This window comes from Acinetobacter sp. ANC 4204 (genome assembly GCF_002135205.1).
Taxonomy (GTDB): Bacteria; Pseudomonadota; Gammaproteobacteria; order Pseudomonadales; family Moraxellaceae; genus Acinetobacter.
Genome location: NZ_NEFZ01000008.1, coordinates 154,845 through 169,856, shown reverse-complemented (window position 1 = coordinate 169,856; position 15,012 = coordinate 154,845). Strand labels below are relative to the sequence as shown.

At 41.1% G+C, this 15,012-nt stretch carries 7 protein-coding genes and 2 rRNA genes; all 9 read left to right on the top strand.

Translation table 11 applies throughout. The annotated features are described in order from the left end of the window. Positions 1 to 108 (top strand): 23S ribosomal RNA (locus tag B9T36_RS15610); the annotation flags it as partial. Between the two features lie 179 nt (positions 109 to 287). Next, a 5S ribosomal RNA gene (gene rrf / locus B9T36_RS15605) occupies positions 288 to 402 on the top strand. A gap of 346 nt (positions 403 to 748) precedes the next feature. Then, positions 749 to 2,107 (top strand): MFS transporter, encoded by a 1,359-nt coding sequence (locus tag B9T36_RS15600; protein WP_086210382.1) that lies wholly within the window; start codon positions 749 to 751, stop codon positions 2,105 to 2,107. Between the two features lie 134 nt (positions 2,108 to 2,241). Then, positions 2,242 to 2,805 carry a DUF4256 domain-containing protein gene (locus B9T36_RS15595; RefSeq protein ID WP_086210381.1) on the top strand — a complete coding sequence of 188 codons (564 nt, stop codon included), beginning with the start codon at positions 2,242 to 2,244 and terminating at the stop codon, positions 2,803 to 2,805. A gap of 975 nt (positions 2,806 to 3,780) precedes the next feature. Beyond that, positions 3,781 to 5,259: a sodium-dependent transporter gene (locus B9T36_RS15590; protein ID WP_086210380.1), complete on the top strand. Its 1,479-nt coding sequence runs from the start codon at positions 3,781 to 3,783 to the stop codon at positions 5,257 to 5,259. Positions 5,260 to 5,269: 10 nt separating this feature from the next. Continuing rightward, entirely contained in the window at positions 5,270 to 5,413 is a 144-nt protein-coding gene (locus B9T36_RS15585; protein ID WP_086210379.1) for a methionine/alanine import family NSS transporter small subunit, read from the top strand. 486 nt (positions 5,414 to 5,899) lie between these two features. After that, a complete protein-coding gene (locus B9T36_RS15580) occupies positions 5,900 to 8,404 on the top strand; it encodes an isopeptide-forming domain-containing fimbrial protein (RefSeq protein ID WP_228147017.1) in 2,505 nt (834 codons plus the stop codon). Between the two features lie 15 nt (positions 8,405 to 8,419). Continuing rightward, on the top strand, positions 8,420 to 11,077 hold the full coding sequence (locus tag B9T36_RS15575) for a DUF11 domain-containing protein (protein WP_086210377.1): 2,658 nt from the start codon (positions 8,420 to 8,422) through the stop codon (positions 11,075 to 11,077). A gap of 49 nt (positions 11,078 to 11,126) precedes the next feature. Beyond that, positions 11,127 to 14,945 carry a DUF11 domain-containing protein gene (locus B9T36_RS15570; protein WP_171264489.1) on the top strand — a complete coding sequence of 1,273 codons (3,819 nt, stop codon included), beginning with the start codon at positions 11,127 to 11,129 and terminating at the stop codon, positions 14,943 to 14,945. Positions 14,946 to 15,012: the final 67 nt, after the last annotated feature.

Genomic DNA, 15,012 nt, shown 5'->3' with positions numbered 1-15,012 from the left:
TTATGTCCTCTAAAGAGCCGTTGAAGACTACGACGTTGATAGGTTGGATGTGGAAGCATAGTGATATGTGAAGCTGACCAATACTAATTGCTCGTGAGGCTTGACTATACAACACCCAAACAGTTGGTGTTGTGGTTCAAATCACTGCAAATACCTTGATTTAGTTATAAAGCTAAGTACAATGTGCAAATTAAACTAACTCAGATGTTCTGTTAATAACTCATTTGATGAAAGTTAGGCATACACAATGTGTAAATAAGACCAAACGAATAGTCATAAACAGTTGTGCTGGCGACAATAGCAAGAGTGAACCACCTGATCCCTTCCCGAACTCAGAAGTGAAACCTCTTAGCGCTGATGGTAGTGTGGCGTTTGCCATGTGAGAGTAAGTCATCGCCAGCTCATTATTCAAAAGCCCCCTAACGATTAAGTTAGGGGGCTTTTTTTATTATGCAGTTAGCGAAATATAGAGGAAAGAAGAGAATGAGAGCGGAGAATATGCGCTAAATTATACAAAAATACATTTATATAAATTAAAATTATGTGAAATATCTACCATTTATCAAAGAATTTGAAAAAGTGCAAATCGTTTTACCGCATTTTTATACAACTTTAGTCTAGTTTTTCCAAAAAGTGCAGTTTTGATTGCTTTATTTATAGACAAAAAATGAATAATGATTCATTTTATATAAAAGTGAACAATGATTCACTTTTTATAATAAAGCTCACAATTGGAGGTGAGGAAAAAATGACAGCGACAACAATGAATGTAAATGCTGTAATCGATCAGGCGAAGTTTAAACCCTTTCATCTAACGGTTGTTTTATGGTGTTTATTTGTCGTCTTATTTGACGGTTATGATTTAGCCATTAATGGCGTTGCTTTACCGCTCTTAATGAAAGAGTGGGGAATGACGGCAGTACAGGCTGGTATGCTGGCCAGTACTGCTTTAGCAGGTATGATGTTTGGCGCAATGCTATTTGGGATGTTGGCGGATAAAATTGGCCGAAAAAAAGTTATTATTATCTGTGTCACCTTGTTTAGCGGTTTCACGTTTGCAGGTGGTTTTGCATCAACACCTACTGAGTTTGGTATTTTACGTTTTATTGCTGGTCTTGGGATTGGCGGGGTTTTACCTAATTTGGTTGCGCTGACTTCGGAATATGCTCCACAAAAATTTCGCAGCACTTTGGTGACAGCCATGTTTAGTGGTTATGCCATGGGTGGCATTATGGCGGCATTGTTAGGTGCAGCATTCACCCCGACGTTTGGCTGGAAAATTATGTTCTTCATTGCAGGTATTCCATTACTTTTTATCCCAATTTTATGGAAATTCTTACCTGAATCAGTCACTTTTTTGGTGAAAGCTCAACAAACTGAAAAAGCACGTAATATTATTCAACGTTTGGTTCCTGACGAGACGGTGTCGCCAAATACTGTTTTAATCTTGAATGAAGCAAAAGTGCCAGATGCGTCTGTCGCTGCCTTGTTTAAGAATGGCCGTGCTAGAGGCACTATCTTATTTTGGTGCTGCTTTTTCATGTGCTTATTGATGGTGTATGCCTTAGGCAGTTGGTTACCAAAACTAATGATGGCTGCGGGTTATTCGATGGGGAGTAGTTTGATGTTTTTACTTTCTTTGAATATTGGTGCGGTGATTGGAACAGCAGGAGGGGGTATTCTTGCAGACCGTTTCCACTTGAAACCTGTCATTATCAGTATGTTGATTGTTGGCGCAGTCGCGCTTGTTGGTTTAGGTTTTAATTCACCCCAGCCTGTGATTTATCTATTGGTTGCTCTTGCAGGAGCTGCGTCGATAGGCTGTAGTATTTTATTATACAGTTATGTAGCGCAGTATTATCCGCTGGCTGTTCGTTCAACAGGTTTAGGTTGGGCATCTGGCATTGGGCGTGTTGGTGCGATTGTCGGACCAATTGTCATTGGGGTGCTGCTGGGAATGGAGCTACCGCATAAAATGAACTTTATTGCAGTTGCTATTCCAGCAATTATTGCTGCAATTGCCGTCTCTTTCATTCGTCTGAATAACGCTGAAGAAACTGTAACGTCTCAAGTGAAAGTTTCAAGCTCAGTCAAGGCACCGTCTTGATGATATGAATGAAATAAAAGGCTCTCAAACAGAGGGCCTTTTATTTTTGAACAACAACGTAATGCGAGTGATGTGCTCAATTTGCATGGCCAATGTTATGCTCATAGATGCTTAAAATAAGCAGGATAAGAAGAATGACTAAAGTGCATCAGCAACTCGACCCTCAACAAGCCAATAATCTATTCAAAATTTTGAAACAACGCTTTCAGACACATATGGAACGTCATGAGCATATCCGCTGGGCAGATATCCATGAACAACTTTTAGGGCAGCCAGATAAGTTATGGTCATTACATCACATGGAGCTTAGTGGTGGTGAGCCAGATGTGGCTGTATTGCCGAATACTCAAGCATTGTATTTCTTTGACTGTGCACTTGAATCGCCAAAAGGGCGGCGGAGTATGTGCTATGACCAGGAGGCTTTACTCACGCGTAAAGATCATCCTCCTGAAAATACGGTGATGGATTGGGTTAAAGAACATGCTGTGATGCTTATGACTGAATCTCAGTATTATGCTTTACAGCAATTGTTCAGTTTTGATTTGAAAACATCCAGTTGGGTCGAAACACCAAATGAACTACGCCAACAGGGTGGAGCGATTTTCTGTGATCGACGTTATGGGCGGACATTTAGCTATCACAATGGTGCTGCCTCATACTATGCAAGCCGAGGCTTTCGAACCTATATTAAACTTTAATATATATAGGTAAATAAAAAGAAACCCCGACATCCTGTCGAGGTTTCTTTGTATTTCAGTGCTTAGATACAACTCCTGTCATATCTCACATCCTGATGCTCAAACTGATTATTGTTGTTTTTCGTTTGGGAAACGTCCTGTCTCCTGATGTTTTAAATATACGTGATGAGCGATGTGTGTCATAGCGGGTTTAACGACGATGCATGTAAGCCTAAACTGACAAAAATGATTTTTTCATAAAATAGGAATATTCTTCATGTAAATAAATAGGCTTTTGGAGCGATTTAACTTGGGATCATAGAAGATCTACTGATGTTGGAGAGCTTCTATTTTAAGCAATTTTAATTTTATTCAGAATGAAATGGACTGCTCAATATCTGTTCGATACTAAAGAAATGAGGATATGGATAATGTAGGTGAGATAAGGGGAGGACAATGGTTTATAGTTTTAACACATAGGTCACATGATCATGGGTTTATCTTCTTCTCTGATAATATTTGAATAAAAACGTGAAAAATATATTTTTCAAATATGGCGTAATAATAGAGATAATTAGAATATATGAGATGTGCTCATTGCTACTTTGGCTTTTGTGATTCCTCTAAATAGTTTAGCTAATAAATAATGGAAACAAATCATTCTAAAAAGTTTGTTAATTCATAACCAAAACAGTACAATAAATAAGCTGATAAATTGAACGGTTGAATCAGTACATATTATAAAAATGGAATATTTGAAGCAGAAATTACAGAATATTTTTATAAAAGTGAGTATTGTTGAACCATATAAAAGGGAAGTTTAATCGACACACTTTAACCAAGGTCTTGTGAAAACTTCTCTGTTTGTCATTTAGAACCGGGTACCCAAAAGGTCGAAGCTAAATCAAACACTCAAGATTAATATTGTATGGCACTTTTTACTTGCGAGATAAGCAAATAAAAAGCAGTTAAAAAGTGTCTAGGTTTAGGTGTTTTATGTCAGGAACTCGTGAAAACTGGACATCACGATCTGGTTTTATTATTGCAGCTGTAGGTTCGGCTGTAGGCTTAGGTAATATTTGGCGTTTCCCTTATGTTGCTTATGAAAATGGCGGTGGTGCCTTTCTTATCCCCTATTTATTGGCGTTGATTACGGCAGGTTTACCCCTGTTATTTTTAGACTATGCAACAGGGCATCGCAGTACAGGTTCTCCGCCTAAAGCCTATCGGGCTTTGTTTAAAGGCGGTGAAACATTAGGTTGGTGGCAAGTCTGTGTGTGTATCATCATTGGTTTGTACTATGCCAGCGTACTGACGTGGGCGGGAAGCTATGTTTACTTCTCGATTGGTCAGGCTTGGGGCAGCGACCCTGAAAGTTTCTTCTTTAATACCTACTTACAAACGTCGAAAGCAACGGGTTTCGATTTACAGTTTGTGAGTCATTTATTTTGGCCAATCGTGGGAATTTGGGCACTGACCTTAATTATTTTGTTTGGTGGGGTGAAAAAAGGTGTGGAATTATCGAATAAGATTTTCATGCCTCTGTTATTTGTTTTATTTACCATTTTAGTGGTGCAATCGCTTCGTTTACCAGGTGCAGCAGAAGGCTTAAATGCATTCTTTACACCGAACTGGTCGGCGATGATGGACTATAAAGTGTGGTTGGCAGCTTATGGTCATACTTTCTTCTCGCTTTCCGTTGGCTTCGGGATCATGGTGACATATTCCTCTTACTTAAAGCCGAAAACTAACTTAACGGGTTCGGGTCTGATCGTTGGTTTTGCCAATGCTTCAACTGAAATCTTGGCGGGTATTGGTATTTTTGCAGCATTGGGCTTTATGGCACATGCGGCGGGTAAAGAAGTACAAGATGTCGTCAGTGGTGGTATTGGTCTGGCATTTATTGCGTTTCCAAAAATCATTTCAAGCTTGGGTGCAGGTGCTGATTTATTCGGTCTGTTGTTCTTCTCGTCATTGTTTGTCGCAGGTATTTCTTCCATGGTGAGTATCTTGGAAGTACCAATTGCTGCGATGCAGGACAAGCTAAAATGGAGCCGTAAAAAAGCAGTGACCATTATTGGTGGTGGTAGTGCACTGGTATCGGTGATCTTATTCTCAAGTGTGAATGCGATTAAATTGGTAGATATCGTGGATCACTTTATCAATAATATTGGGATTATCGGTGGTGCATTGTTGTCGATTATCAGTGTGGCTTGGTTTAAGCGCTCTGCTTTACGTGAGCTTCGTGATCACGTAAACCGTATTTCGACCATTCAATTGGGTAAAGGCTGGGATTTCACTTTAACAGTTATTACTTCGCTGATCTTATTAATCACGTTGAGCATGACTGTATTTAACTTGGTGAAAAATGGTTACGATACTTATAGCATGAGTCTACAAGGCGTCTTTGGGTGGGGCAGTGTGATTTTCTGTGCTGTCGTTGCAGTCATACTCAGTAAAATGAAAGATCGCTAGGAGAGCATATATGAATACTTCAGCAATCGTGATGATGATTATTTCAATGGTATTTTTATGGGGTGGACTGATTTTGTCTATTCTACATTTAATGAAAAATCCAGAAGAGCTCGATGATGTTCTTGAAGATGTCAAGGATCAACATACGTTGTAAGCTTATTCGCTAGAAGGCTTAGTTTTGAATTAGATTGAGTCTTGTTCCACATCAACGCCCAATGAATTTCATTGGGCGTTGTTTTTTGCGCAAAGAGGATAGGGTAGCCATCAGGGTTTGCTTTTATCTGCCTTCTGCTTTGGAGGCTGTAAGTGGCTGAAGGGGGGATGTTGAGTTGGATATATGGGTCATTTATATCTGTAGTTCGACCAGCTTTGAATGATGGATAAATTGCGAAATGGCGCTGTACAAAATTTATCTCATAAATGTGTAAACACAATAACAACTATGATACAAAATAGTATAGAATTGTGACATAGTTTGTACTTTTGCTGGCTAATTCATATGAAAATTAACAAAAAGAAATTTTCTGCTCTGACGTTTATATTTTTTTTTTCATTAGAAGCACACGCATTTCCGCAGCCTGGAAGCTATATTTCTAACGTTGCGTCTGGGGATTATACTGATGAGATGGGGAATGTCTTATTGGTTAATTCCAATCCTGTGGCATTGGAAGTGCAAAAAACCTATGCACTAACTTTAGTACAAAATCAAAACCAATATGGTGTGATTGGTGGCGTGGTAAACCTTCCACATGTGTTAACCAATACGGGTAACACGACTGATCAATATTCACTTAGCTTGGTGCAAAGTAATAGCGATAATTTTGATTTAAGTAATGTTAAGGTCTATGCAGACCGCGATCAAAATGGTTTACCAGACAATACCGAAGACTTATTGACAGGTTCAATTGAGCTAAATGCGGGTCAATCTTTAGCTATCGTAATAGTGGGCAGTATTCCGACCAGTGTGTCGTTTAATCAGCTCAGTAGTTTAGACCTTAAAGCGGTGAGCCAGCAAAATACGACGCTTTCTGCACAAGTCACAGATACGATTCGCGTAGTCGATGATGCTGTGATTTCACTGATGAAGGCCCAGAGTGCAAGCGAAGGAAATATAGGGGATCAGATTACCTATACCTTGACCTATCGAAATACAGGGACAGCAACACGTCGTGTGGTATTACAAGATGTATTGGATGATTCTTTAGAGTATGTCGCAGGCTCAGCAATCTGGAACCAAAATACCACGGCATTAACCGATGCTAATGATACAGAAGCATCGGCCAATACAGGGATTGCTTATCAGCTCAAAGCGGATGGAAAGAGTCTCGAAGCGAATATTGCAGCGGTTGCACCACTCACATCAGGCACACTCAGTTTTAAAGCCAAAGTCAAACAAGGTGCTGCCAATAAAATTCCAAACACAGCAGGTTTTGTGCAATATGACACGGATAACACCACTGTAAAACTAAGCAGTTTTTCCAATACCGTGATTTATAACTTGGCGGCTGTCTATGGTGTGGTTTTAAATAATAAATCCAGTTCAGCAACGAACTTAGGCAACCCGAATAGCAGTCCAGATAACTTGGTGATCCAAGCCAGTTTAAAACCCGGCCAAGAAGTTTTCTTTAACAACTATGTTTGGAACGTTGGTAATACGACAGATACTTATAATTTAAGCTATAGCTCAAGTAATTTGCCTAGCTGTGCCAAAGTTAATTTTTACACACAGGATGGAAAAACCTTACTCACAGATACCAATGGCGACGGTAAAGTGGATACGGGTTCAATTTCCAATGCAGCAGTGAAACAAATTCAGGTTGGGGTGTCTGCTTCTACGGGGTGTACCAGCAGTGTCAGTGATATCAATATTGATGTGGTTGCGACATCCATTGCTTCGAGTTCCGCCTCTGACCCAATTCGAAACCAAATTACAAGCTTAACAGCAGCATCCAGCAGTAGTGACTTATACAACGCCGATCAGTCGGGATTAGGTGTGGGTGTCGTGGATAGTGCAGGCCAACCTTTGCGGACAGTTAAAGTGGTTTCCGGGAAAGCCGTTTTTCCTTTGGTGGCAAAGAATAATTCAACTCAAGCCAATAACTATAATGTGTATGCTTCATTTAGCGTGATTGATGTAGCCAATATCATGCCGACCAGCAAAACGGGTTTTAGCGTCAAATTTTATGAGGGGGATGCCAGCTGTCAAACGGTGGGTAAGCAGATTACCAATACAGGTACTTTAGCTGCGGGTGCGAGCAAGAGCTATTGTGCGGTGGTTGATGTTGATGCAAGCCAACAGAATTTTACAGCACCAATTTGGTTTGCGATTCAATCGCCTGTCAATCAACAAGCGGACTCCATTAAGAACCAAATTGAAAGTAATGTGGCACGCGTACTCACGTTAACCAATGATCAGCAAGGTCAGGTAAGTGTGGGCGGCACAATTGTCTATGCGCATACTTTAAAGAATTTGGGCAATATGGCAGAAGGTGCAAATGCAGGTTCTCAAGTGAATTTGAAAGTGGTTCCACTGAAAAATGATGGCTTTGTTTATACCCTTTATTATGATTCGAATAAAAATGGTCAAATTGATAGTGCAGACCAAATTATAAGCGCAACAACCAGTTTAAATCAGCTTTTGGGTAGTGCGGGTTTAGTGGTTCAGGCTGATATTCAGTTATTACTCAAAGTTCAAGCAGCGCCTTCTGCAACTGAAGGGGTCGTGAGTCAGGCTGATATTTTAGTCGAGATTTCTGACTTTAATGGCATTCATTTAGAGAACTTAAAAAATACTGACGTAACCACGGTTGCAACAGGGCATCTGCAACTACTGAAAACACAAGCTGTGAATAGTAGCTGTACAACCAGTAATTTAGCATCTTTGAGTTATTCCACTCAGTTGGTTTCGGTTAAGCCGAACCAGTGTGTAGTGTATAAGCTAACGCTGAAAAATGATGGTAGTTCCGTGGTGAAAAATGTGCAATTTAATGATGTTGTCCCAGCCTATACCAGCCTAGTAGGCACGCCAGTCATTGTTCCGACTGGAACAAATTTATCTTCAGGTGACAAAGTTTCCGCTTTGGTAAGTAGTTTAGATCCAAATCAAGAAGCCAATTTCTACTTTGTTATTCGTGTTAACCCTTAAGCGTAGGTTCGGAAAATGTTTGCAGAAAAGAAAATGATTCGAAATTTGCGTATGGCGATGTTGGGCTTATTGGGGGCAACTGCGTCGACGTGGGTTTTAGCTGATGCTTTGGTCATCAGTAACATGGCGGTGGGTGAATACAAAGAAGAAGGCTCTACCGTAGTTCAAGTGGCACGTTCCAACTTAGTTCAAACCACGGTGATTCCAGTTTATAACCTCAGTTTAAAGGATAACCGCACGGAATATGTGCGTCCGGGTCAGGCGGTTTATTATCACCATATTTTAACCAATACAGGCAATGAACGCGATCTTTATAATTTATTGGGAAGTCAAGTTACAGGTGGCAGTTTTACCCATAACAATATTGAAATTTATTTGGATGCAGATCGCAATGGTGTCCCAGATAATACGACACCAATTACCCAATATAGCTTAAATGCTGGGGAAGCGGTTGCCCTGATTATTAAAGCAATCATCCCTTCAACAGCAGCTGTAAATAGCACCAGTCAGATTCAACTCGTAGCGACGTCTACACAACAGCCGAGCCTGAGTCAAAATAATATTGATACATCTCGTATCACCGATCAGGCGGTTTTAAGCTTAACCAAGAGTTTTGATAAAACAAGCGTCGTAAATGGTGATATTGCAACGGTTCGTTTAACCTATTTTAATAACGGCAATAACAGTGGTGTAGTCAATATCAGCGACCTGTTGGATACGACGCAATTGACCTATGTCACGGGTAATGAAAACTGGAATGGACAAGCACTGAATTCTGCGACAGGGACAAATGATCCGACAGGCATCAATTATTATCTTGATACGGATGGTAAAACGATTCGCGCACAGATCACCAATGTACCTGCCAATGCGCAAGGTTATATTGAGTTCCGTGTTCGCGTGGCGCGTACAGCGCCGGGTGAAATTCCAAACTTGGCCAATATGGACTATGACCATGACGGTCTTTCCACAACAGTAAATTTAAGCACACAGTCGAACACCGCCGTATTAACCATTAAGCCTACTTATGGGGTGGTGATCAATGCTGATGCAAATAGTGTTAGTGGCGCAGATACACTAACTAAATCAGCGGTGAGTAGTGGTGGAACTGTTGTCTTTGAAAACTATGTCTGGAATACAGGAACGGTGGCTGATCGGTTTAATTTAAGTTTTAACAGCCATAATTTACCCGCAGGCAGTGTGTTGGAACTCTATCGTGCAGATGGTGTTACGCCACTATTTGATAGTAACAATGACGGCATTGTTGATACGGGGTCACTCGATGCGGGCGCGAAGCTTCCGATTATTGTAAAACTTACATTCCCCGCGGATTTTGTGGATACAGCCAACACGACCTATAGCATTGTACCTAAAGCACAATCAATTGCGGACAGTAGTAAAACAGATACAGTACAAGATCAGACATCGTTGATTCAAAGTACAGCCTCTCGTCTGGTGGACTTGATGAATAGTCCAGAAGCCAGCGCAAATGGTACAGGAAATGGCAATGTTTCGAATGGAGGTTCGCCGTGGAAAACCTTAGCTGCAGTGAACAATCAAACGGTGGTGTTTCCACTCACGGTACGTCATACAGGTCAAGCGACCACATATAACTTTAGCGCTGATGCAGACAATAATTTTGCAACTGTGGCACTGCCAAGCGATGTCAGCTCGGTACGCTATTTTGCTACATCGACTACAGACTGTTCGGTACTTGGGGCAGAAATTGCTTCAACGCGTTTGCTCAATAACGGCGAGTCACAGTTGTATTGTGCCGTGGTTGAAATTCGGGCAGATGCCAAAACGACAACACAACCGATTCCCATTTATTTTAAAGTGGCCTCTTCTAGTTTGCCGACCTCAGCACCAAGTAATGGTTATGACGTGATTCAAAACGCCATTACGATTAACTCAAATGCGAGTCAAGGGGGTGTGAGTTTAGAACCTGATTTGCGAGGGCAAATTGCACCGGGGGGCAGTATTGTTTATACCCACACTTTAAAACCGTGGGGAACGTCTGTGCTATCTACAACAGATACTTTAAGCATAGTGAATGATCGAACTGGTTTTACAACAACACTTTATTATGATGCCAATAATGATGGGCAGTTAGACGCGTCTGACCCGATTATTCAAAACTTATCTATTGTGAATGCTTCTATTCTTAGCAGCAAAGCACAGATTCGTATTTTTAATAAAGTTGAGAATACCGCATATAACACGGTCGGAGTGGTAAATACCTCTGTGATTAGCCTAAAAAATAGTGCAGGTACGTTATTAGACACAGCAACAGATATTACCACCATCACCAGTGCGCCTGTGCGTCTAACTAAATTACAAGCCAAGGATAATAATTGTGATGGTGTAGCGGATACGGCGTATACCTCAAATGTGTTACCGATCACGCGTAATTCAGATGGTTCTGGGCAATGTGTTTTGTACCAATTGACAGTGAAAAACTTGGGGGCTTCGGCCATTGGGCGATTTAATTTTTATGACTATACGCCTGAAGCGATGGTGATGAGTAAAGCACCAACTTGTACAAGTTGTGAGTCTGGTTCGCTCAGCGCGCCTACACTTGGACAGTCGGGCGCAATTAAGGGTTCAGTTGCGGCAATAAAAAGCAATGAAAGTCATAGTTTAGAGTTTGGGGTGAAGTATGTGGGGAATTAATAAACAAGCAAGGAATTGCAGTGCTACGCATTCACAGATGCTCAAACTCATGCACACACTTCGTACTTTGTCATTATTCATTACGAGTTTACTTTTTGTCACGCTTGTAAATGCTGCAACGCCTACACTTGAGATTATGTCGAATTCCTATACAGGAACACCTTATGTGGGAGCGACAGTATCAGCACAAAGAAATACCTATGTATTTAATGCAAATAACCCGAATGATAATACTGGTTCCTTAAATTATTTTCCAAAAATCAATGTTGATTACACATTAACGAATCAACTCTACGATTCAAATAACAACCCTGCACTTTCCTTTGGTGCAACTAATCTTACAGTTTTCCCAAAATTAGTTGATCAAGGAAGCCCAAGTAATTCCCACTTTTCTTCAACCCGAACACTGCCGGGACAAGGTATTGATGTAAATTCAAACTATGGTTTACGGATGACAGCAGATACAAGTAAGTTTTTGGGTAGTCCAGCCAATACGGCTAATGTAAATGGAGGATTGGGATATCAAGTAGGAGAAGTTACTTTAACGTGGGATAGACCCGTTAGGAATCCAGTGATTAATATATCAGGCTTAGGCGCTGTCCGTACATTAACGAGTACTGGTGAAATTTTGTTAGGGATATCTGCTCAGTTCAAATTAACTACTACTGCAAATATTAGCAGTGTATATGCGTTATCTGGTGTAAATTTCTCTGTAACCAATAATGGTGAGATAAGAAATACATCTTCTGTATTGGGAGCGAGTGCGTCAAATGGTGGGGCTAGCGGTAGTATCCAAGTTTTAACATCTGCACCTATTACAGTTCTAAAATTTAATGTTTATTTTAAAACAGACCGAACTACTGGAGTAATTACGGAAAGTTCAACAACAGGTACTGCATTGCAGGATGCTTTTGTGTTTAGCAGTTCTAGTGTTGACTCGATGGTTGGAGATTTAGTTGTTTCAAAAACCAATGGTAAAACTCAAGTCTATTCAGGCGACTCAACGATCTATACCGTTCGTGTGACCAACACTGGGCCTGATACGTATACAGGAACCTTGCTGAAAGATGTAGTCGGGACAGGCTTAACCGCCACAGCTGTGGCCTGTAGTACAGTTGCCAATAATAAATGTACCACTGCCCCAGCTCTCAGTGGTTTGGGCTCGATTGATACTGGAGCTTTAGCTGCTGGTGAATTCTATGAAATTTTAGTTACTGCACGTGTGGATGCGGCCGCAGGCAGTACAGTTACTAATACAGCGACAGTTGAACTGCCAACACTTGGTTCATCCACTGGTGTTAGTTGTACGACCTTAAATGCAAACGGTATTACCCGTTCATTTAACTCCACCACAGGTGCATGTACAACAGCAGACCAAGATACCGTCCTTGCCTCTGCCGACCTAGAAGTTTCAAAAACATCAGACAAGACCACTTACAATACGGGCGATGTTGTTAAATATACGATTAAAGCTTGGAATAATGGTGCATTGGCAGTTACCGATGCGATATTAACAGATACTGTTCCTACAAATATTGCGGGTTTAAGTTGGACATGTACCAAGTATGGCACGGCTGTTTGCCCAACAACTGCAAATATGGTCACTTCAGAAAGTAGCAATAGTTTAACTGCGACTGGGTTGAACCTGCCCGCAAATGGGAAAGATGTCAATTATTTAGAGTTCACCATAACAGGATTGGCTTATAAAGCTGGGGCTGTAGCCAATACGGCATCTATTTCAACCACTGTTTTTGACCGAAACTCTGCTAACAACAGTGCAACTGCGAACATGACCATTACGCAGAATACGCCCATTACAACTGGAAACTCGCAAAATCAGTGTCTATCTAGTCAGGCTGTCAATCTTGTCTCGAATACCGCATTTACCAGCTACGATGCTGATAACACGTTGACCGCTAAGAGTTATGATCTGAAAACGGCGGGGACTAATCCAAGCATACTTCCCAATACGGTGATGTATGGCACAGGAGCAAATGGTGCTTTACAAGTAAAAGGTCGACTCAGTTGGTCTTATGGTAGCCCGCGTAGTAATACGACAGGTGTAACTATGCGAGTGCTGGTTGATGGCGTTATTTATGCAGTGTTGGTTACCCCAGGTAAAAGTTCAAACACTACGGCAACTTTTAATGCCTTAAATGGAGCACAAGTTGCACAAGCAGAATATGCTTTGACGTCTTACCAAACAGATCCTGGATCAATTAATTTTACAATTACATTGCCAACGACAGTGACAAGTGTAAAAGTCGTGAGCACAGAGTTTCAGAGCTATGCCAGTTCTGGTGTTGCAGGGGATGATATTGGTATTGGTTTAAATGAAGTCAATGCCTGTTTAAAGCCAACGTTTGCGATAAACAAAGTATCTGAAAATGGCACAGATAGCTTCAACTTTGGCTCTTTTACAAATTTGACCAATAGCAATGCTGAAACTATTACCAGTGGTGAGGTGGTGACAACAGTGGTTGGAACGGCACAATCGGTACGCTTAAAGAAAAGTACATCTCCTGTCGAGCAAGGTTCTTTATTGGCTTATGCGACACCAAATACCGCAATTAGTTTTGCTGAATCTGCCTCAACGCTATATTCGCTCAAGACGGTAGAGTGTACGGATACGAATACAGCTGTTTCGGGCAATAGTACAGGTAATTTGGGTAGTTTAAGTGGATTGACTCAAACGATTCCAGCAGCGAATGTGAAATTTGCGTCCAAGTTTGTTTGTCGTGTGACCAACAGCAAAAATGCTGGCTATGTATTCTCTGGACGAGTGTTTAATGACAATAGCGGAACGACCTCAGATATATCTAAGGCTTATAACGCTGTTGTAGATACAGGTGAAGTGGGCATAGCGGGTAGTGTGGTTGAGTTGCAAGACTGCAGTACCAAAACGGTTCTAGCCTCGACTACAACGAATGCAAATGGCGATTTTAAAATCCAAACATTACAAGATGTCTTTTCTGGACGTAGTAATGTGTGTCTTGTACAACGTAATGTGACAGGTTTTGACTCGGTAAGTTCTGCAAAAGCAAGCACGGTCACAGCGACCGCTGATAGCAGCAATGATCAGTTCACTATTCCTAAAGCGAACAATGTCACCAGTTATGACGGCTTCTTATTTGGGGATGCAGAGTTGCAGTTGGTTCTCACCCAAAATGGACAAAAAACCATTGTGGCGGGAGATGTGGTGGATTATCCACACGAGTTAACTGCTAAGAGTGTGATGAATGTTCAAACGCTAACGGAAACTAAAGAACAACAGCCCGCTAATAATCAGCCTTGGCAGAGTTTGGTTTATGTGGATAGCAACTGTAATGGGCAGTTAGATCAAGGCGAGAGTTTGCTTGCGAGCCGAACGATGAAAGCCAATGAAAAAGTCTGTTTGATTCAGCGTGTGATTTCTCCGACAACAGCTCAAGGAGGAGATCGTTTCATTGCTAGCTTTAAAGTGAACGCAAAAGCCTCTTATACTGCAGCAACGCTGAAGGAAACGAATAGTGTTAATGATATTACGACGATTGGAACGGCTGGCTTAAACATCAGTAAACTGGTTCGTAAAACGACAGCATGCCCAGCACCGAGTAATGAGACAACGCCATTTACAGTATCGAACCAAGCAGCAAAAGGGGATTATTTAGAATACCAAATCACCTATACCAATAATTCGAATAAAAATTTAGTTGATATTGTTTTAAAGGATAGTGTCCCAATTGGTACAGTCTATGGAACGATGTCTTGTACGGCATCTGGGTGTCAAACTCAGGAAAGTTCAGGGCAGTTAAAATGGACGATTCCAGGTGTGTTAGCACCGAAGCAAAAAGGACAAGTTGGTTTTTGTGTCAGGATTCCAAATTAGTTCATCTGAGCAGTGAAAAGCCCCTTTTCTGAGTAAGATAAAGGGGCTTTTTTTATCCATCCGTCTT

Bases quoted from the DNA above. Each gene is read 5' to 3' on its own strand.
- B9T36_RS15600 (WP_086210382.1), top strand. From the start codon at position 749: ATGACAGCGACAACAATGAATGTAAATGCTGTAATCGATCAGGCGAAG.
- B9T36_RS15595 (WP_086210381.1), top strand. From the start codon at position 2,242: ATGACTAAAGTGCATCAGCAACTCGACCCTCAACAAGCCAATAATCTA.
- B9T36_RS15590 (WP_086210380.1), top strand. From the start codon at position 3,781: ATGTCAGGAACTCGTGAAAACTGGACATCACGATCTGGTTTTATTATT.
- B9T36_RS15585 (WP_086210379.1), top strand. From the start codon at position 5,270: ATGAATACTTCAGCAATCGTGATGATGATTATTTCAATGGTATTTTTA.
- B9T36_RS15575 (WP_086210377.1), top strand. From the start codon at position 8,420: ATGTTTGCAGAAAAGAAAATGATTCGAAATTTGCGTATGGCGATGTTG.
- B9T36_RS15570 (WP_171264489.1), top strand. From the start codon at position 11,127: ATGCACACACTTCGTACTTTGTCATTATTCATTACGAGTTTACTTTTT.